This window comes from Streptomyces sp. NPDC052773 (assembly GCF_044547145.1).
Taxonomy (GTDB): domain Bacteria; phylum Actinomycetota; class Actinomycetes; order Streptomycetales; family Streptomycetaceae; genus Streptomyces.
In genome coordinates this window covers 174,497-192,055 of sequence record NZ_JBITZX010000007.1, presented here as the reverse complement: position 1 = coordinate 192,055, position 17,559 = coordinate 174,497, and the positions used below count along the sequence as shown (strand labels likewise).

Here is a 17,559-nt window from a genome sequence, read left to right as displayed (position 1 = left end):
TGATTCGTAGGAGCCGAGTTGCCTGTTTTGGGGTGAACTTCAGGGCTCGGCGGGTTTTGCCGCTGCGTAGTCTGTGCGGCATGCACACCACCGGGAACCGAGTTGCGTCCGGGGACGTCCCCGTCCCTGGTGCAGTACGGGTGAATGCGGAACCGACCACATCCGTACTTCGGGGGGACCGGAAACCAGCCGCCGTTTCCAGGCGCGCAAGGGTGCGCCTGCCCGAGGAGTAGTCGTTCGATGAGCGAGCACCGTCGCAAACCGCCGCAGCCGCAGGGAGGCGGACGTGCCGCGGCCCGACGCGGCCAGTCCGGCTCGTCCTCCGGCCGCCGAGCGGCACCGCGAGGCGCCACCGGATCTCCATCCGACACCTATGGGTCGGGTTCTCACGCACCGGGAGGCGAGGAGCGGCCGTACGGCGGCCGCGCCGAGGCCCGGCGGGCAGCGCAGAGAAGCGGTGGCGGTCGCCGCAGAGCCGCCGAGAACGGGCGACGCGGTCCCGGCGGACCGAACGGACCCGGACGCGGCCGGGGGCGGGCCGCCGCCTCCGACCGGAAGCGGTTCATCGACTACCCGCGCTCCGGCAAGTACGGCTGGCAGCGCTGGATGCCCTCCTGGAAGCTGATCTCCGGTCTCTGCCTGGCCTTCTTCGGCAGCCTCGTCGCCGTCGCCGGCATCGGCTACGCGATGGTGGGCATCCCCACCGAGGAGAACGCCGCCGCGCTGTCCCAGAACAACGTCTACTACTGGGCCGACGGCAAGCAGATGGTGGCGACCGGCTCCGGCGAGAACCGGCAGAACATCTCCATCGACCAGATCCCCAAGGACATGCAGTGGGCGGTCATCTCCGCGGAGAACAAGACCTTCTACGAGGACTCCGGCGTCGACCCGATGGGCATCGCCCGCGCCCTGGCCAACATGGCCACGGGCGGTGACACCCAGGGCGGATCCACGATCACCCAGCAGTTCGTCAAGAACACCTACCTGAGCCAGGAACAGACCGTCTCCCGGAAGTTCAAGGAGATGTTCATCTCGATCAAGGTGGGGACGAAGCTCGACAAGCGCGACATCCTTCAGGGCTACTTGAACACCTCGTACTACGGGCGGGGCGCGTACGGCATCCAGGCCGCCGCGCAGACGTACTACGGCAAGGACGCCGAGGACCTCAGCGCCAGCGAGTGCGCCTTCCTCGCGGCCCTGCTGAAGGGCCCGACGTACTACGACCCGGCCGGCAACCAGAGCCTCGACGACGCGGCGACCCCGGACGCGAACCGGGAGCGGTCCGAGAAGCGGTGGCGCTGGATCCTCGGAGAGATGAACAAGGACGGCCACCTCTCGGACGCCAAGTACCAGGAGGCCGTCAGCGAGTACCCCGAGCCCCAGGGCCGCAAGGCGATCAAGGGCATGACCGGCCAGATCAGCTACCTGGTCGACACCGCCAAGAAGTACGTGCTGGCCCACAGCGACATCACCGAGGCGCAGTTCGACCAGGGCGGCTACCAGATCTACACGACCTTCGAGCGGGACAAGGTCGAGGCGCTGGCCAAGGCCGTCAAGAAGATCGAGAAGGAGCGCCTGGACCCGAAGCGGAAGCTGGACCAGCACGTCCAGTTCGGTGCCGCGTCGGTGAAGCCCAACGACGGCGCGATCGTCGCCCTCTACGGCGGCGCGGGCTACGAGAAGGGCCACTTCAACAACAACGCCGACACCTCCGGTGTCCCCGTCGGTTCGACGTGGAAGCCGTTCGTGCTCGCCGCCGCCATGCAGTACGGCACGTACAAGAGCGACGGCGTCGGCATCTCGCCGATGAGCAAGTACAACGGCAACGACCACCTCAAGGTGCAGAAGCCGGACGGCAGCTACTACCTCAAGAAGGACAACTCGCTCTTCTACCAGGAGAACGAGAGCGACCATCCCTGGGGCTACATCACCCTGCACAAGGCGATGGAGCAGTCCGTGAACACCCCGTTCGTGCAGCTCGGCGTCGACGTTGGCATGGAGAGGGTGCGGGACGTCGCCGCGGAGGCGGGCATCCTGAAGCAGAGCTTCTCCGACATCAACCCGTCGTTCGCGCTCGGTACCTCCACGCCCAGCGCGATCCGCATGGCCGACGCGTACGCGACGTTCGCGGCCTCCGGCAAGCAGGTCGACCCGTACTCGGTGAAGCAGGTCAAGCAGGGCGGCCAGGAGCTTCCGGGCTTCGACAAGCCTGCGGTCAAGAACGCGATTCCCGAGAACGTGGCGAACAACGTCACGAAGGTCCTTGAGAACGTCATCGAGAACGGTACGGCCCAGAACGCCAAGGCCCTGGGGCGCACGGCGGCCGGCAAGACCGGTACCACCGACGAGAACAAGTCCGCCTGGTTCGTCGGCTACACCCAGCAGCTGTCGACCGCGGTCGCGATGTTCCGTGAGAACCCCAAGAGCCATGCGCTGCTCTCCATGAACGGCACGGCCGGCAAGGACTCCATCCACGGTGGTGACATCCCCACCGAGGTGTGGACCGAGTACATGAAGGCCGCGCTGGAGGGCGAGTCCGACCCCGGCTTCCCCGAGCCCTCGCCGATCGGAAAGGTCATCGACCAGGTCGGTGCCCCGTCCCCGACGCCGTCGGTCACGGTGACGCCCAGCGAGACCGCGACGGAGGAGCCCAGCCCCTCGCCCAGCTCGTCCGAGCCCGAGCCGACTCCGAGCGCGTCGGCGAGCGAGACCTGCGCCTTCGGCTGGTGCGATGACGAAAACGGCGGTGCCACCGGCGGTGGAGAGGGTGAGATCTCGCCCGCACCCACCATCAGTGAGACAGCCGGAAACGGTGGCAACGGCAATGGTGGCAACGGCAACGGTGGCTTTTTCGGAGGCACAGACACCGAGTGACGCCTGCTGCCAGGGCTCACCCTGAGCGTGGCGTAGTGCCCCTGTTTCACGTGAAACACTTCGTTTCACGTGAAACAGGGGCACTTTTCTCTCCCCGGCCTCCTCAGAGGCCGACGTCACCGTGGATCCTCAGCCGCGTACGGCAGGATGTGCCCCATGCCCAGTGCAGAAACGACGCAGACGAGCGCGCAGGAGCCGGACCCGGTACGGCCGACGAAGGCCGACGAGGTCGCTGCGGCCGGCAGCGAGCTGATCGGCGGCCCCATCGGGCGGCGCGCCCTGCTCGGGACGTCCTGGTGGACTCCCGTACGGGTGATCGCGCTCGTGGCGATCGGTGTGTTCGCCCTCGGACTGGTCCAGAAGGCGCCCTGCTACAACGGGGCCTGGTTCTTCGGCGCCAGCTCGCAGTACACGCACGCGTGCTACTCGGACATCCCGCACCTCTACCAGGGACGCGGTTTCGCCGACGGTCTCGTGCCGTACTTCGACCGGCTCCCCGGTGACATGGAGTTCCTTGAGTACCCGGTGCTGACCGGCGTCTTCATGGAGGTCGCCGCCTGGCTCACCCCGGGCGACGGCAGCATCCAGCACCAGGAGCAGTGGTACTGGATGGTCAACGCCGGGATGCTGATGGTCTGCGCGGCCGTCATCGCCGTCTGCGTGACCCGTACGCATGCCCGGCGCCCCTGGGACGGTCTGCTGGTCGCCCTGGCGCCCGCCTACGCGCTGACCGCCACCATCAACTGGGACCTGCTGGCCGTCGCCCTGACGGCCGCCGCGATGCTGATGTGGGCGCGGGGCCGCTCGCTCGCCTTCGGTGTCCTCCTGGGGCTCGCCACGGCCGCCAAGCTCTATCCCGTCTTCCTGCTCGGTCCGCTGTTCGTGCTGTGCTGGCGGGCGGGCCGGTGGCGGGACTTCGGGAAGGCACTGGGGGGCGCGGTCCTCGCCTGGGTGGTGGTGAACGGACCGGTCATGCTCTTCGCCTTCGAGGGCTGGTCGAAGTTCTACCGGTTCAGCCAGGAACGCGGCGTGGACTTCGGCTCCTTCTGGCTGATCCTCGCGCAGAACTCCAGTGACCCGCTGAGCACCGAGACCGTCAACACCCTCGCCACGCTGCTGATGCTGCTGTGCTGCGTGGGCATCGCGGCGCTCACCCTCACCGCCCCGCGCCGGCCTCGCTTCGCCCAGCTGGCGTTCCTGATCGTGGCGGCCTTCATCCTCACCAACAAGGTCTACTCGCCGCAGTACGTGCTGTGGCTGGTGCCGCTCGCCGCGCTGGCCCGGCCCAAGTGGCGGGACTTCCTCATCTGGCAGGCCTGCGAGGTCATGTACTTCCTGGGCATCTGGATGTACCTCGCGTACACGACCAGCGGCGACGCCCACAAGGGACTGCCGACCGACGGCTACCACTGGGCGATCGGCGTGCATCTGCTCGGCACGCTGTACCTGTGTGCCGTCGTCGTGCGCGACATCCTCATGCCGGAACGCGACGTGGTGCGCCTGGCCGGCGACGACGATCCGTCCGGAGGGGTGCTCGACGGCGCGGAGGACGTCTTCGTGCTCGGTGCCGCCGCCCACCCGCCGCGCCACGCGGCCCACTTCGAGGACCGGCCGGGCCCGCAGGTGGAGTGGGGCGCTTCCCAGACGGCCGATGATTCGCCCTGAGCGAACAGGGCGGAGAGACGGTACGCAGAAGGCCGTACGCGGGGCTCCGCGGACGGCCTTCTCGCGTGTGTGCCGCGCGTACGGACTTCGTGTGCTCCGGCGGGGGCGATGCCCCGGGTGCTCAGCGGTCCACGAGCCGGTCGAACTGGGTGGTGGTGTGCCGCAGATGGGCCACCAGCTCGTCCCCGACCTTCGGCTCCGGGGCGTCGGCCGGCACGAACAGGATGGACACCTGCATGTGCGGCGGCTCGGCGAACCAGCGCTGCTTGCCGCCCCAGACGAACGGGGAAAGGTTCCGGTTCACCGTGGCGAGGCCCGCCCGGGCGACGCCCTTGGCGCGCGGCATGACGCCGTGCAGCGCCTTCGGGGCCTCCAGACCCACCCCGTGCGACGTTCCGCCCGCCACGACGACCAGGAAGCCGTCGGAGGCCGCCTTCTGCTGCCGGTAGCCGAAGCGGTCGCCCTTGGAAACGCGGGTGACGTCCAGGACGGCACCGCGGTACTCCGTGGCCTCGTGGTCGCCCAGCCACAGCCGCGTGCCGATGCGGGCGCGGAACCGGGTCTGCGGGAACTGCTGCTGCAGCCGGGCCAGTTCCTCGGCCTTGAGGTGGCTGACGAACATCGTGTGCAGTGGCAGCCGGGCGGCCCGCAGCCGGTCCATCCAGCCGATGACCTCCTCGACGGCGTCCGAGCCGTCGGTGCGGTCCAGCGGAAGATGGATCGCGAAGCCCTCCAGACGGACGTTCTCGATCGCGGCGTGCAGCTGCGGAAGGTCCTGCTCGCTGATGCCGTGGCGCTTCATCGAGGACATCACCTCGATGACCACGCGGGCACCCACCAGGCCGTACACGCCGTCGACCGACGAGACCGACCGCACCACCCGGTCGGGCAGCGGCACGGGCTCCTCACCGCGCCGGTACGGCGTCAGCACCAGCAGGTCGCCACCGAACCAGTCCTTGATCCGCGCGGCCTCGTAGGTGGTGCCGACGGCCAGCATGTCGGCGCCCAGCCGCGTGGCCTCCTCCGCAAGCCGCTCGTGCCCGAAGCCGTAGCCGTTGCCCTTGCAGACCGGGACCAGTCCCGGGAACTGCTCCTGCACGTGCTTGTGGTGCGCCCGCCAGCGCGCGGTGTCGACGTAGAGCGTGAGCGCCATGGCCGGACCTGGAACCTTTCTCGTGGCTGCGGTGTGTCAGAGGGGTGGAAGCTGCCGGGGCCGTGGAGGCCGCCGGAGCCATCGAAGCAAACGCTGCGCGCTCAGCGGCGCGACATGTAGATGTCGAGCGCCTTGTGGAGCAGCTTGTTCAGCGGGAAGTCCCACTCGCCGAGGTACTCGGCGGCCTGGCCGCCGGTGCCCACCTTGAACTGGATCAGACCGAAGAGGTGGTCGGACTCGTCCAGCGAGTCGGAGATGCCCCGCAGGTCGTAGACGGTGGCGCCGAGCGCGTAGGCGTCGCGCAGCATCCGCCACTGCATCGCGTTCGAGGGCCGGACCTCACGGCCGATGTTGTCGGAGGCGCCGTAGGAGTACCAGACGTGGCCACCGACGATCAGCATCGTCGCCGCCGACAGGTTCACACCGTTGTGCCGGGCGAAGTACAGCCGCATGCGGTTGGGGTCCTCGGTGTTGAGGGCCGTCCACATGCGCTGGAAGTACGACAGCGGGCGGGGCCGGAACTTGTCGCGCACCGCGGTGATCTCGTACAGCCGCTGCCACTCCTCCAGGTCGTGGTAGCCGCCCTGGACGACCTCGACCCCGGCCTTCTCGGCCTTCTTGATGTTGCGGCGCCACAGCTGGTTGAAGTTCTTGTGCACCTCTTCCAGCGACCGGTTGGCCAGCGGCACCTGGAAGACGTAGCGGGGCTGCACGTCGCCGAAGCCGGCGCCGCCGTCCTCGCCCTGCTGCCAGCCCATACGGCGGAGCTTGTCGGCCACCTCGAAGGCGCGCGGCTCGATGAAGTCGGCCTCGATGTCGCGCAGGCGCTTCACGTCCGGGTTCTGGATGCCCTGCTTGATGGACGAGGCCTCCCAGCGCCGGATGATCACCGGCGGGCCCATCTTCACGGAGAAGGCGCCCTGCTGCTTCAGGTGCGCCAGCATCGGCTGGATCCAGTCCTCGAGGTTCGGCGCGAACCAGTTGATGACCGGGCCCTCGGGCAGATAGGCGAGGTAGCGCTTGATCTTCGGCAGCTGGCGGTAGAGGACGAGACCCACGCCGACCAGCTCGCCGGTCCGGTCGTCGAACCAGCCGAGGTTCTCGGAGCGCCACTCCGCCTTGACGTCTGCCCATGCCGGGACCTGCATGTGGCTCGCCGCCGGCAGGCTCTGGATGTAGGCCAGATGCTGCTCGCGACTGATGGTCCTCAGGGTCAGGCTCATTCGGGGCGCTCCTCGGGCTGGTGTGTCCCCATGGGTACAGGGGCTCCGGCTCTAGCGCCGAAGCCTACTGCGCCCGGACAGCGGCCCGACTGGGCGTACGGCACCTTCGCCCCGGCCTCACGGCCGCCGGGGCGTAACGAGGTGCCGGTACGCCGGGGGCCTCGGCCGAAGAGGCCGCCGTGTACGGCGGTCAGGCTCAGCCGAACGGCCCCCGCGTACGGACGGGAGCCTCAGCCGAACAGGCCCCCGTGGGCCATGCCGAGGAAGAAGCCGAGTCCGGAGGCACCGAGGCCCAGGATCAGCCCGAAGCGTTCGCGGGTCGTCTCCGAGATCCACTGGCCGTACGCGCCGGTGACGATCCCCACCAGACCGGTCCAGGAGCTGAGCAGATGCAGACTGTGGAACTGCGCCGTGATGAAGGAGACCACACCGAGTACCAGGGTCACCGCCAGCAGGGCGTCCTGGACGGGGTGGGACCTGCCGTCGGTGGCGAAGAGGGAACCGGCGGTGTTGGGTCGCAATGCCTGTGCCATGTGGCACCTCCTTGCGCGGAAGGCGGCGCACTGTAGCGCCGTACACACCCGATGTGTACAGACTGACCATCCCCGCGACCGGATTTCAACCGGAAGCCGGTGTGCGGGTAGTCTGTACCGTCTGCACCGGTGTCTGCCCAGGATCGCCAGGAGATAACACCAGGCCACCTGGGGACGCCGCTCACCGACCCCCGATTGTCAGTGGCGGCCGATACCGTTGCGTACGCATCACAACCCTCCTGCCACGGAACGACCGTGGCCGCTGAGTCCAAAGGAGGTGGGTTCCACATGCGTCACTACGAGGTGATGGTCATCCTCGACCCCGATCTCGAGGAGCGCGCTGTCTCCCCGCTGATCGAGAACTTCCTTTCTGTCGTCCGTGACGGTGGCGGAAAGGTCGAGAAGGTCGACACCTGGGGCCGTCGTCGTCTCGCGTACGAGATCAAGAAGAAGCCCGAGGGCATCTACTCGGTCATCGACCTGCAGGCCGAGCCTGCGGTCGTCAAGGAGCTCGACCGCCAGATGAACCTGAACGAGTCGGTCCTCCGGACCAAGGTCCTCCGCCCCGAGACCCACTGAGCTCTCCCGCTCAGCTGATCTCGGGACTCGAGTAGCACCACCAGCAGCCAGCAGCAGCAAACCCGCCGAGAGGTTCCCCCATGGCAGGCGAGACCGTCATCACGGTCATCGGCAATCTTGTCGACGACCCCGAGCTGCGCTTCACCCCCTCCGGTGCGGCGGTCGCGAAGTTCCGTGTCGCGTCCACTCCCCGCACCTTCGACCGCCAGACCAACGAGTGGAAGGACGGCGAGAGCCTCTTCCTGACCTGCTCGGTCTGGCGCCAGGCGGCGGAGAACGTCGCCGAGTCCCTTCAGCGAGGCATGCGCGTCATCGTGCAGGGCCGGCTGAAGCAGCGGTCGTACGAGGACCGTGAGGGTGTCAAGCGCACGGTCTTCGAGCTGGACGTCGAGGAAGTCGGCCCCAGCCTGCGCAACGCCACGGCCAAGGTCACCAAGACCAGCGGCCGGGGTGGCCAGGGCGGTTACGGCGGCGGTGGCGGCGGCCAGCAGGGCGGCGGCTGGGGCGGCGGCCCCGGCGGCGGCCAGCAGGCTGGCGGCGCTCCCGCCGACGACCCGTGGGCGACCGGCGCTCCCGCCGGTGGCAACCAGGGCGGCGGCTGGGGCGGCGGCTCCGGCGGCGGTGGAGGCTACTCGGACGAGCCTCCCTTCTAAGGGCGGGCTCGCACCCCAACTTCTTGATCACACAGGAGATACACCATGGCGAAGCCGCCTGTGCGCAAGCCGAAGAAGAAGGTCTGCGCGTTCTGCAAGGACAAGGTCACGTACGTGGACTACAAGGACACGAACATGCTGCGGAAGTTCATTTCCGACCGCGGCAAGATCCGTGCCCGCCGCGTGACCGGCAACTGCACGCAGCACCAGCGTGACGTCGCCACGGCCGTCAAGAACAGCCGTGAGATGGCGCTGCTGCCCTACACCTCCACCGCGCGATAAGGGAAGGGTGACCGACTCATGAAGATCATCCTCACCCACGAGGTCTCCGGCCTCGGTGCCGCGGGCGACGTCGTGGACGTCAAGGACGGTTACGCTCGCAACTACCTGATCCCGCGGAAGTTCGCGATCCGCTGGACCAAGGGTGGCGAGAAGGACGTCGAGCAGATCCGCCGTGCTCGCAAGATCCACGAGATCCAGACCATCGAGCAGGCCAACGCTGTGAAGGCCCAGCTCGAGGGCGTCAAGGTCCGCCTGGCCGTCCGCTCCGGCGACGCCGGTCGTCTCTTCGGTTCCGTCACCCCGGCCGACATCGCTTCGGCGATCAAGGCTGCCGGCGGTCCCGAGGTCGACAAGCGCCGCATCGAGCTCGGCGCGCCGATCAAGACCCTGGGCGCCCACGCGACGTCCGTGCGTCTGCACCCCGAGGTTGCCGCCAAGGTCAACATCGAGGTTGTCGCGGCCTGATCGCTGCGCTCGGCTTGAACCGCTGAGAGAGGGGCCGCACCCGTGTCGGGTGCGGCCCCTCTTCGTATGCCTCGGGTCCGGGTCTGAGTGGGGGTTGGCCCTGCGTGGGAGTCGGGTCCTGCTGCGCTCCGGTTCTGCATCGCGGGGTGTTTCACGTGAAACCGTCGTTTCACGTGAAACGGGTCGGGCGTCCGTCAGCGCGTCGCCCCCGTCACCACCCAGTGGCCCGACCGGGTGCGCACCCAGAGCGTCGCCATCCGCACGGTCATCATCAAGGTCATTGCCAGCCACAGGGCGGTGAGCCCGCCACCCAGCGTGGGGACGAGCAGGGCCACCGGAGTGAAGACGGCCAGGGTGAGCACCATGGCCCAGGCCAGATACGGTCCGTCACCGGCGCCCATGAGGACACCGTCCAGGACGAAGACGACGCCGCTGATCGGCTGGGACAGGGCCACGACGAGCAGGGCGGGCAGCGCGGCGTCCTTCACGGCGGAGTCGCTGGTGAACAGCGGCAGGAAGAGCGGCCGGGACACGATCACGAGCAGGCCCAGCACGAGGCCGACGGCGATACCCCACTGCACCATGCGCCGGCAGACGTCACGAGCGCTCTGTGCGTCACCGGCGCCGAGGTAGCGCCCGATGATGGCCTGCCCCGCGATCGCGATGGCGTCGAGTGCGAAGGCGAGCAGACTCCACAGCGACAGGATGATCTGGTGGGCGGCGATGTCGGCGTCGCCGAGACGGGCCGCCACAGCGGTGGCGATCATCAGGATCGCGCGCAGGGAGAGGGTGCGCACCAGGAGGGGGACGCCCGCCTGGGCGGATGCCTTGATCCCGGCGGCGTCGGGGCGCAGGGAGGCTCCGTGGCGGCGAGCGCCGCGGATGACCACCACGAGGTAGGCGGTGGCCATGCCCCACTGGGCGATCACGGTGCCCCAGGCGGAGCCCGCGATCCCGAGGTCGGCGCCGTAGACGAGACCCGCGTTGAGGACGCCGTTGGCGACGAAGCCGGCGATGGCGACATAGAGCGGTGTTCTGGTGTCCTGGAGTCCGCGCAGGACGCCGGTCGCCGCGAGGACGACGAGCATGGCGGGGATGCCGAGCGCCGAGATGCGCAGATAGGTGGTTGCGTACGGGGCCGCTGTGTCGGAGGCGCCGAAGAGGTCCACCAGCGCAGGGGCGGTGGGCAGGACGACGGCGATGACGCCGGCGCCCAGCAGCAGGGCCAGCCAGATGCCGTCCATGCCCTGGCGGATGGCGGACTGGAGTTCTCCGGCGCCCACGCGGCGGGCGACGGCGGCGGTGGTGGCGTAGGCGAGGAAGACGAAGATGCTCACCGCCGTCGTGAGGAGGGCGGAGGCCACACCGAGACCGGCGAGCTGTGCGGTTCCGAGGTGGCCGACGATCGCGCTGTCGGCCAGGACGAACAAGGGCTCGGCGACCAGTGCGCCGAAGGCGGGGACGGCCAGCGCGACGATCTCCCGATCGTGCTGTCGCCGTACCGCTCTGGGGGTCGCGGGAGCCTGTGTCATGAGCACCAATCTAATCGTCCACAGGTAAGCGATGCAAAGGGATTGTGACCCTTACTTTCCGTCTCGTGACGTGCACCCCTGCGCACCGTGCGAAGTGATCTTGATCCGACTGGGGAAGTTTTTCTTCTGCACAGCCGGTGGATGTGAAAGCCGCAGGTCAGAGGCGTTGTGGAGGGTTACGCGAGTTCTTGTTCACAGGGCTGTCCACCGGGTCGTGCACAGGTTTAGGGCAGTTCTCCACAGCATCGGGCCCGTCGTCCACATGGCCTGTGGATAACCAGATTGGCTGACGGTGCCGAGGGGCCTACCGTTGTCCGGCGCCCGCTCCGTCCGGTGGCCGGGAAACCGTCACAAAACCGGCGCGTCAGAACCGGAGTTGGGCTTCTCGATTTGTCAGTGCCGTGCCGTAGAAATGAGGGGCACGGCGAGGTCCGTTCCGCGGACGGGAGGAGGTGGCTCGGTGAGCATTTCCGAGCCCTTGGACGATCCGTGGGCCGACAGCGGTCCCAGCGATCGCCTGCCCTCCCGCCGTCGTCCGGACGGCGGCCGGGGCCGGGACGAGCAGCATGACCGCGGCAGCGAGAACGGCGCGTGGGACGGCGGAGGTTCGGCCTTCGAGCGGGTCCCGCCGCAGGACCTCAACGCCGAGCAGTCCGTCCTCGGCGGCATGCTCCTCTCCAAGGACGCCATCGCCGACGTCGTCGAGATCCTCAAGGGCCACGACTTCTACAAGCCCGCCCACGAGACGATCTACCAGGCGATCCTCGACGTCTACGCCAAGGGCGAGCCGGCCGACCCCATCACCATCGCCGCCGAGCTGACCAAGCGCGGCGAGATCAACAAGGTGGGCGGCGCCGCGTATCTGCACACGCTCGTGCAGACGGTGCCCACCGCGGCCAACGCCGAGTACTACGCGGAGATCGTCCACGAGCGGGCGGTCCTGCGCCGCCTGGTCGAGGCCGGTACGCGGATCACGCAGATGGGATACGCGGCCGACGACGACGTCGACGAGATCGTCAACCGCGCCCAGGCCGAGATCTACGCGGTCACCGAGCAGCGCACCAGCGAGGACTACCTGCCGCTGGGCGACATCATGGAAGGCGCCCTCGACGAGATCGAGGCCATCGGCTCGCGCAGCGGCGAGATGACCGGTGTCCCCACCGGCTTCACCGACTTCGACGCGCTCACCAACGGGCTCCACCCGGGTCAGATGATCGTCATCGCCGCGCGTCCCGCCATGGGTAAGTCGACGCTCGCGCTGGACTTCGCCCGCGCCGCGGCGATCAAGCACAACCTGCCCAGCGTGATCTTCTCCCTGGAAATGGGCCGCAACGAGATCGCGATGCGTCTGCTGTCGGCCGAGGCGCGGGTCGCTCTCCACCACATGCGGTCCGGCACCATGACCGACGAGGACTGGACCCGCCTGGCCCGCCGGATGCCGGATGTCTCCGCGGCTCCGCTCTACATCGACGACTCCCCGAACCTGTCGATGATGGAGATCCGCGCCAAGTGCCGCCGCCTGAAGCAGCGCAACGACCTCCGGCTGGTCGTCATCGACTATCTCCAGCTGATGCAGTCCGGCGGTTCCAAGCGGGCCGAGAGCCGGCAGCAGGAGGTCTCGGACATGTCCCGTAACCTCAAGCTCCTGGCCAAGGAGCTGGAGATCCCGGTCATCGCGCTCTCGCAGCTGAACCGTGGTCCCGAGCAGCGCACCGACAAGAAGCCGATGGTCTCGGACCTGCGTGAGTCCGGCTCCATCGAGCAGGACGCCGACATGGTCATCCTGCTGCACCGCGAGGACGCGTACGAGAAGGAGTCCCCCCGCGCGGGCGAGGCCGACCTGATCGTCGCCAAGCACCGAAACGGCCCCACGGCGACGATCACCGTCGCCTTCCAGGGCCATTACTCGCGGTTCGTGGACATGGCGCAGACCTGATCCGCCACCTGAAAAGGCTCGAAAGCCTTGGCAAGATCTCACGGCAGCCGGCAGATGGACGGCCCGTGACTCCCGGGCGGGCGCTCAGCGCCTTGTCTCGTACCTGGTCAGGATCACGCCGCAGGGAAACGTCCGCGTCTCCACCAGGTTCAGGTTCACCCAGCTGTCCAGCGCGGTGAAGAACGGTGTGCCGCCGCCCACCAGGACCGGTGCGGTGGCCAGCAGGTACTCGTCGATCAGCCCGGCCCGCATGGCCGCCCCGGCGAGCGTCGCGCCGCCGATGTCCATCGGGCCGCCGTCCTCGGCCTTGAGCCGGGTGATCTCGGCGACCGCGTCGCCGGTGACCAGGCGGGTGTTCCAGTCGACCTTGTCGATCGTCGAGGAGAACACCACCTTCGACATGTCCCGCCAGCGGCGCGCGTACTCGATCTCCGCCGGGGTGGCGTTGGGCTGCTGGTCGCCCGTCGGCCAGTAGGAGCTCATCGTCTGCCACAGCTTGCGCCCGTACAGCGACAGGTCGGTCGCCTGCAACTGGTCGGACCAGAACTGGAACAGCTCGTCGCTCGGCACGCTCCAGCCGATGTCGTCGCCGGGCGCGGCGATGTAGCCGTCCAGGCTCAGGTTCATCCCGTAGATCAACTTCCGCATGGCGCCAGCCTTCCCTGAGTCGGTCTTACGCGTACAGACCGGCGCGGCGCGGGGAACTCATCGGTGCGCGATCTGAGCTCGCCTGCAGCCCTCGTGCTCGACATGTCATCGGCGGCGAGACCCTGCAGCCACCTGCGAGGGGCCTGGGCCGCGCCGACGCCCGGCTCGGTCCTATTCGAGCGCGGGCCTCGGACGAAATGGACTCGACGCCGGGCGGCTCACCGGATGGACTGAGCGCATGACGACATCTCAGGAAGAGCTGCTTCCCGGTACCCGGCGGGCGTTGCTGCACCGGATCGCCGTGGCACAGGCCGAAGGGCGCACCCCGTCGCTGGTGGCGGCGGTGGTCAGGGGCGGGCGAGTGGTGTGGCACGGGTCCCGGACCTCCATGGAGGGGCACGGGCCGGACGAGAACGTGCAGTACCGCATCGGCTCGATCACCAAGACCTTCACCGCGGTCCTCGTCCTCAGGCTGCGTGACGAGGGCGTCCTGGACCTCGGCGATCCGCTGGAGAAGCATCTGCCGGACACCGGCGCGGGGGAGGCGACCATCGCCCAACTGCTGGCGCACACCAGCGGCCTGGCCGCCGAGAGCCCCGGACCCTGGTGGGAGCGCACCCCCGGATCCCTGCGCCCGGAGCTGTCGGACGTCCTGGGGGAACAGCCCTTCCGGCATCCCGTGGGCCGCCGTCACCACTATTCGAACCCCGGGTACACGCTGCTCGGCGCACTCGTCGAAAAGCTGCGCGGCGCTCCCTGGGAGGACGTCCTCCGACGCGAAGTGCTCGAACCTCTGGGCCTGAGCCGGACGAGCGGCAGGCCATCGGCCCCGCACGCCGGGGGCTGGGCGGTGCACCCCTGGGCCGATGTGATGCTTCCGGAGCCGGCGGAGGACCTGGGCCGGATGGCTCCGGCCGGTCAACTGTGGTCGACCACCGGCGACTTGGCCAAATTCGCCGCCTTCCTGATGCACGGCGACGACCGGGTGCTGAGCGCGGAGTCCGTACGGGAAATGCGGACGCCGGCCGCTCCCGCCGAGCCGGCGGATGTCGCCGACGGGATCACCTACGGGCTCGGGCTGCAGATCTACCACGGGGGCGGTCGGCTGCTGGCGGGCCACTCGGGCTCGCTCCCGGGTTTCCTGACCAACGTCACCCTCAGCGTGGACGACGATGTGGCGGCCGTCGTGCTGACCAACTGCACCTCCGGGCCGCTGCCGGCGGTGGTGAGCGCCGACCTCATCCGGATCGTCGCGGAGGCGGAGCCCCGGATCCCCGAGCCCTGGCGTCCACTCCCGGAAGTGGAGCCTGCCGTAATGGAGTTGGCGGGACAGTGGTACTGGGGAACGCAGGTGTTCGTCCTGCGGCTGACGGCCGACGGCGGTGTCTCGCTGGGACCCCTGTCCGCCGCCGGACGCCGTTCACGGTTCCGGGCGAACGGCGACGGCACCTGGACCGGGCTGGAGGGCTACTACGCCGGGGAAGTGCTGAAGGCCGTGCGGCGGCCGGATGGATCTGTGAGCCATCTCGACCTCGGCTCTTTCGTCTTCACGCGTGAGCCGTACGACGAGACGGCCGATGTGCCAGGAGGCGTGGACCCGGAGGGGTGGCGGGGGATCAAGTAGGCCGCACGGAGACGAAGGGGCTCTGTTTCACGTGAAACAGAGCCCCTTCGTCGTCAGAGCTGAAGCTTGAACCCAAGGTGAGACGCCTCGAAACCGAGTCGCTCATAGAACCGGTGGGCGTCCACGCGGGACTTGTCGGAGGTCAGCTGGACCAGTTGGCAGCCCTCGCTCCGGGACGTGTCGATCGCCCACTCGATGAGCTGGGTGCCCAGACCGCTGCCGCGTTCGTCGGCGTGGATACGCACGCCCTCGATGATCGACCGGGTGGCCCCGCGCCGGGAGAGCCCCGGGATGATCGTGAGCTGAAGCGTGCCCACCACGCGGCCCTCACGGACGGCCACGACGAGGTGCTGGTTCGGATCGTCGGCGAGTCGCTGGAGCGCCGTCAGATAAGGGGCCAGGTCTTCCGGGGACTCCCGCTGGGCACCCAGCGGGTCGTCCGCGAGCATGGCCACGATCGCGGGGACGTCGTCGGCGACCGCGGCACGTATCTCAAGATCTCCCATGCCCGCACCCTATGCGGGCGCCTGTGCCTGCACCTTATGCGGGCATCTGTTGCCTGCACCTTATGCGGGCACCCGCCCCGACTCCACGACCCGCACGAGCGGCGCCAGCTCCGGGACCTTGGCCGCCTCGTCCAGTGCCTCGCGCAGCGCGGCGTCATTGGTCGGACGGGCTTCCGCCAGCAGCTTCAGCCCCGCTTCGGTGACGTTGGTGTAGATCCCGCGGCGGTCCGTGGGGCACAGGTAGCGCTCCAGCAGCCCACGGTCCTCGAGTCGGGTGACCAAGCGGGTGGTCGCGCTCTGGCTGAGCACCACCGCGTCGGCGACCTGCTTCATCTGCAGGTGCCCCCCTTCGCCGTCGTGCTGCCGGCTGAGCACGTCGAGCAGGGAGTACTCGCGCACGCTCAGTCCGTGCCTGGCCTGCAGAGCGCGTTCGATGTGCGCCTCGATGCGGCCGTGGAGCAGGGAGAGGGCGCACCAGCCCTGGGCGAGGGCGGTGAGCGCGGGGTCCGTCGCTGTCATGGGCGTTTCCTCCGTCCCGGAGCGTCTGGCTTCCAGGATAGAGCAGGACCGCAATAGTCGGCGGTTGCATTTATCCCGCGTCTGCAACTATTGTGGACGCACGTTAAGCGCACCTGCAATCTTCTGGGAAGGTGTACCCCACATGCCTCTCGCGCTTCTGGCCCTCGCGATCGGGGCCTTCGGGATCGGAACGACCGAGTTCGTGATCATGGGCTTGCTGCCCCAGGTCGCGAGCGACTACGGGGTCTCCATCCCCACCGCCGGTTACCTGGTGACCGGCTACGCCCTCGGCGTGGTGCTCGGCGCCCCGCTGATGACCGTGCTCGGCACCAAGGTCTCCCGCAAGCGGATGCTGATGCTGCTGATGGGTCTGTTCATCGTCGGCAACCTGCTGTCCGCCATCGCGCCCGTCTTCGGGATCATGCTGATCGGCCGTGTGGTCGCCTCACTCGCCCACGGCGCGTTCTTCGGCATCGGCTCCGTCGTCGCCGCCGACCTGGTCGCCCCGGACAAGAAGGCCGGAGCCATCGCGATGATGTTCACCGGACTGACCGTCGCCAACGTCGTCGGCGTCCCGCTGGGCACCCTCGTCGGCCAGTCCATCGGCTGGCGCGTGACCTTCGCCATCGTCGCCCTGCTCGGAGTCATCGGCCTGGCGGGCATCGCCAAGCTGGTGCCCGACATGCCCAAGCCGGAGGGGGTGCGCCTGCGCCACGAGCTGGCCGCCTTCAAGAACGTCCAGGTGCTGCTCGCCATGGCGATGACCGTCCTCGGCTTCGGCGGCGTCTTCGCGGCTATCACCTACATCGCGCCGATGATGACCCATGCCGCCGGCTTCGCCGAGAGCTCCGTCACCTGGCTGCTGGTCCTCTTCGGACTCGGCATGGTCGGCGGCAACCTCGTCGGCGGCAAGTTCGCCGACCGCGCGCTGATGCCCATGCTCTACGTCTCCCTGGGCGCCCTCGCCGTGGTGCTGGCGCTGTTCACGCTCACCGCGCACAACAAGATCCTCGCGGCCGTCACGATCACCCTGATCGGCGCTCTGGGGTTCGCCACCGTGCCGCCGCTGCAGAAGCGGGTCCTCGACCAGGCGCACGGCGCCCCGACGCTGGCCTCCGCCGTGAACATCGGCGCCTTCAACCTCGGCAACGCGCTCTCCGCCTGGCTCGGCGGCCTGGTGATCGCGGCCGGACTGGGCTACACCGCCCCCAACTGGGTGGGCGCGCTGCTGGCCGCCGCCGCCCTGGTCCTCGCCTTCCTCTCGGCCGCCTTGGAGCGCCGCGAGAAGACCCGCGTACCGGCGTCCGTCACCTTCACCGAGCAGCCGACGCCCGTCCACCACTGACGTCCCTCACCGACCGGTCCGG

Annotated in this window: 16 protein-coding genes; 9 read left to right on the top strand and 7 right to left on the bottom strand. The window is 68.7% G+C overall.

Annotated elements, in window-relative coordinates; all coding sequences use genetic code 11:
* The first annotated feature begins 606 nt into the window (after positions 1-606).
* Positions 607-2,874, top strand: a complete 2,268-nt coding sequence (locus ACIG0D_RS18200; RefSeq protein WP_399801617.1) for a transglycosylase domain-containing protein — start codon at positions 607-609, stop codon at positions 2,872-2,874.
* A gap of 156 nt (positions 2,875-3,030) precedes the next feature.
* Positions 3,031-4,539 (top strand): glycosyltransferase family 87 protein, encoded by a 1,509-nt coding sequence (locus ACIG0D_RS18195; RefSeq protein WP_399801614.1) that lies wholly within the window; start codon positions 3,031-3,033, stop codon positions 4,537-4,539.
* Between the two features lie 121 nt (positions 4,540-4,660).
* Here ACIG0D_RS18195 and ACIG0D_RS18190 read toward each other — a convergent pair whose 3' ends face one another.
* From ACIG0D_RS18190 to ACIG0D_RS18180, 3 genes are all read right to left on the bottom strand, one after another.
* A complete protein-coding gene (locus ACIG0D_RS18190) occupies positions 4,661-5,692 on the bottom strand; it encodes an alanine racemase (RefSeq protein ID WP_399801612.1) in 1,032 nt (343 codons plus the stop codon).
* Between the two features lie 101 nt (positions 5,693-5,793).
* Positions 5,794-6,915 (bottom strand): peptidoglycan bridge formation glycyltransferase FemX, encoded by a 1,122-nt coding sequence (femX, locus tag ACIG0D_RS18185; protein WP_399801609.1) that lies wholly within the window; start codon positions 6,913-6,915, stop codon positions 5,794-5,796.
* A gap of 230 nt (positions 6,916-7,145) precedes the next feature.
* Positions 7,146-7,448, bottom strand: a complete 303-nt coding sequence (locus tag ACIG0D_RS18180) for a hypothetical protein (RefSeq protein ID WP_399801606.1) — start codon at positions 7,446-7,448, stop codon at positions 7,146-7,148.
* A 288-nt stretch (positions 7,449-7,736) separates the two neighbouring features.
* Between ACIG0D_RS18180 and rpsF the strand changes: the two genes are divergently transcribed.
* From rpsF to rplI, 4 genes are all read left to right on the top strand, one after another.
* On the top strand, positions 7,737-8,027 hold the full coding sequence (rpsF, locus tag ACIG0D_RS18175; RefSeq protein WP_014673750.1) for a 30S ribosomal protein S6: 291 nt from the start codon (positions 7,737-7,739) through the stop codon (positions 8,025-8,027).
* Positions 8,028-8,107: 80 nt separating this feature from the next.
* Complete coding sequence (locus ACIG0D_RS18170; RefSeq protein WP_399801603.1) at positions 8,108-8,680, top strand: single-stranded DNA-binding protein; 573 nt, start codon at positions 8,108-8,110, stop codon at positions 8,678-8,680.
* A gap of 45 nt (positions 8,681-8,725) precedes the next feature.
* Positions 8,726-8,962, top strand: coding sequence for a 30S ribosomal protein S18 (gene rpsR / locus ACIG0D_RS18165; RefSeq protein ID WP_003949403.1), 237 nt, complete (start codon positions 8,726-8,728; stop codon positions 8,960-8,962).
* 18 nt (positions 8,963-8,980) lie between these two features.
* Positions 8,981-9,427, top strand: a complete 447-nt coding sequence (rplI, locus tag ACIG0D_RS18160; RefSeq protein ID WP_399801600.1) for a 50S ribosomal protein L9 — start codon at positions 8,981-8,983, stop codon at positions 9,425-9,427.
* Positions 9,428-9,621: 194 nt separating this feature from the next.
* Here the strand turns inward: rplI and ACIG0D_RS18155 are convergent, their stop codons facing one another.
* The gene (locus tag ACIG0D_RS18155; protein WP_399801598.1) at positions 9,622-10,959 is read right to left on the bottom strand and encodes an MATE family efflux transporter; all 1,338 of its coding nucleotides are present in this window, start codon (positions 10,957-10,959) and stop codon (positions 9,622-9,624) included.
* Positions 10,960-11,419: 460 nt separating this feature from the next.
* On the opposite strand from ACIG0D_RS18155, the gene dnaB reads away from it, so the two are divergent.
* Entirely contained in the window at positions 11,420-12,895 is a 1,476-nt protein-coding gene (dnaB, locus tag ACIG0D_RS18150) for a replicative DNA helicase (protein ID WP_365757078.1), read from the top strand.
* A gap of 84 nt (positions 12,896-12,979) precedes the next feature.
* Here the strand turns inward: dnaB and ACIG0D_RS18145 are convergent, their stop codons facing one another.
* Positions 12,980-13,543 carry a dihydrofolate reductase family protein gene (locus tag ACIG0D_RS18145; RefSeq protein WP_399801595.1) on the bottom strand — a complete coding sequence of 188 codons (564 nt, stop codon included), beginning with the start codon at positions 13,541-13,543 and terminating at the stop codon, positions 12,980-12,982.
* A gap of 238 nt (positions 13,544-13,781) precedes the next feature.
* On the opposite strand from ACIG0D_RS18145, the gene ACIG0D_RS18140 reads away from it, so the two are divergent.
* On the top strand, positions 13,782-15,167 hold the full coding sequence (locus ACIG0D_RS18140; protein WP_399801593.1) for a serine hydrolase domain-containing protein: 1,386 nt from the start codon (positions 13,782-13,784) through the stop codon (positions 15,165-15,167).
* A 53-nt stretch (positions 15,168-15,220) separates the two neighbouring features.
* Here ACIG0D_RS18140 and ACIG0D_RS18135 read toward each other — a convergent pair whose 3' ends face one another.
* Positions 15,221-15,673, bottom strand: a complete 453-nt coding sequence (locus ACIG0D_RS18135) for a GNAT family N-acetyltransferase (protein ID WP_399801590.1) — start codon at positions 15,671-15,673, stop codon at positions 15,221-15,223.
* A gap of 60 nt (positions 15,674-15,733) precedes the next feature.
* The gene (locus tag ACIG0D_RS18130) at positions 15,734-16,192 is read right to left on the bottom strand and encodes a MarR family transcriptional regulator (protein ID WP_365757086.1); all 459 of its coding nucleotides are present in this window, start codon (positions 16,190-16,192) and stop codon (positions 15,734-15,736) included.
* Between the two features lie 142 nt (positions 16,193-16,334).
* Here ACIG0D_RS18130 and ACIG0D_RS18125 point away from each other — a divergent pair, with 142 nt between their 5' ends.
* Positions 16,335-17,537 (top strand): MFS transporter, encoded by a 1,203-nt coding sequence (locus ACIG0D_RS18125; RefSeq protein WP_399801587.1) that lies wholly within the window; start codon positions 16,335-16,337, stop codon positions 17,535-17,537.
* Positions 17,538-17,559: the final 22 nt, after the last annotated feature.

Coding starts and splice junctions, on each gene's coding strand:
- ACIG0D_RS18125 (WP_399801587.1), top strand. CDS start 16,335: ATGCCTCTCGCGCTTCTGGCCCTCGCGATCGGGGCCTTCGGGATCGGA.
- femX (WP_399801609.1), bottom strand. CDS start 6,915: ATGAGCCTGACCCTGAGGACCATCAGTCGCGAGCAGCATCTGGCCTAC.
- rpsR (WP_003949403.1), top strand. CDS start 8,726: ATGGCGAAGCCGCCTGTGCGCAAGCCGAAGAAGAAGGTCTGCGCGTTC.
- ACIG0D_RS18190 (WP_399801612.1), bottom strand. CDS start 5,692: ATGGCGCTCACGCTCTACGTCGACACCGCGCGCTGGCGGGCGCACCAC.
- ACIG0D_RS18130 (WP_365757086.1), bottom strand. CDS start 16,192: ATGACAGCGACGGACCCCGCGCTCACCGCCCTCGCCCAGGGCTGGTGC.
- ACIG0D_RS18180 (WP_399801606.1), bottom strand. CDS start 7,448: ATGGCACAGGCATTGCGACCCAACACCGCCGGTTCCCTCTTCGCCACC.
- ACIG0D_RS18135 (WP_399801590.1), bottom strand. CDS start 15,673: ATGGGAGATCTTGAGATACGTGCCGCGGTCGCCGACGACGTCCCCGCG.
- ACIG0D_RS18170 (WP_399801603.1), top strand. CDS start 8,108: ATGGCAGGCGAGACCGTCATCACGGTCATCGGCAATCTTGTCGACGAC.
- rplI (WP_399801600.1), top strand. CDS start 8,981: ATGAAGATCATCCTCACCCACGAGGTCTCCGGCCTCGGTGCCGCGGGC.
- ACIG0D_RS18145 (WP_399801595.1), bottom strand. CDS start 13,543: ATGCGGAAGTTGATCTACGGGATGAACCTGAGCCTGGACGGCTACATC.
- ACIG0D_RS18200 (WP_399801617.1), top strand. CDS start 607: ATGCCCTCCTGGAAGCTGATCTCCGGTCTCTGCCTGGCCTTCTTCGGC.
- ACIG0D_RS18195 (WP_399801614.1), top strand. CDS start 3,031: ATGCCCAGTGCAGAAACGACGCAGACGAGCGCGCAGGAGCCGGACCCG.
- rpsF (WP_014673750.1), top strand. CDS start 7,737: ATGCGTCACTACGAGGTGATGGTCATCCTCGACCCCGATCTCGAGGAG.
- ACIG0D_RS18155 (WP_399801598.1), bottom strand. CDS start 10,959: ATGACACAGGCTCCCGCGACCCCCAGAGCGGTACGGCGACAGCACGAT.
- ACIG0D_RS18140 (WP_399801593.1), top strand. CDS start 13,782: ATGACGACATCTCAGGAAGAGCTGCTTCCCGGTACCCGGCGGGCGTTG.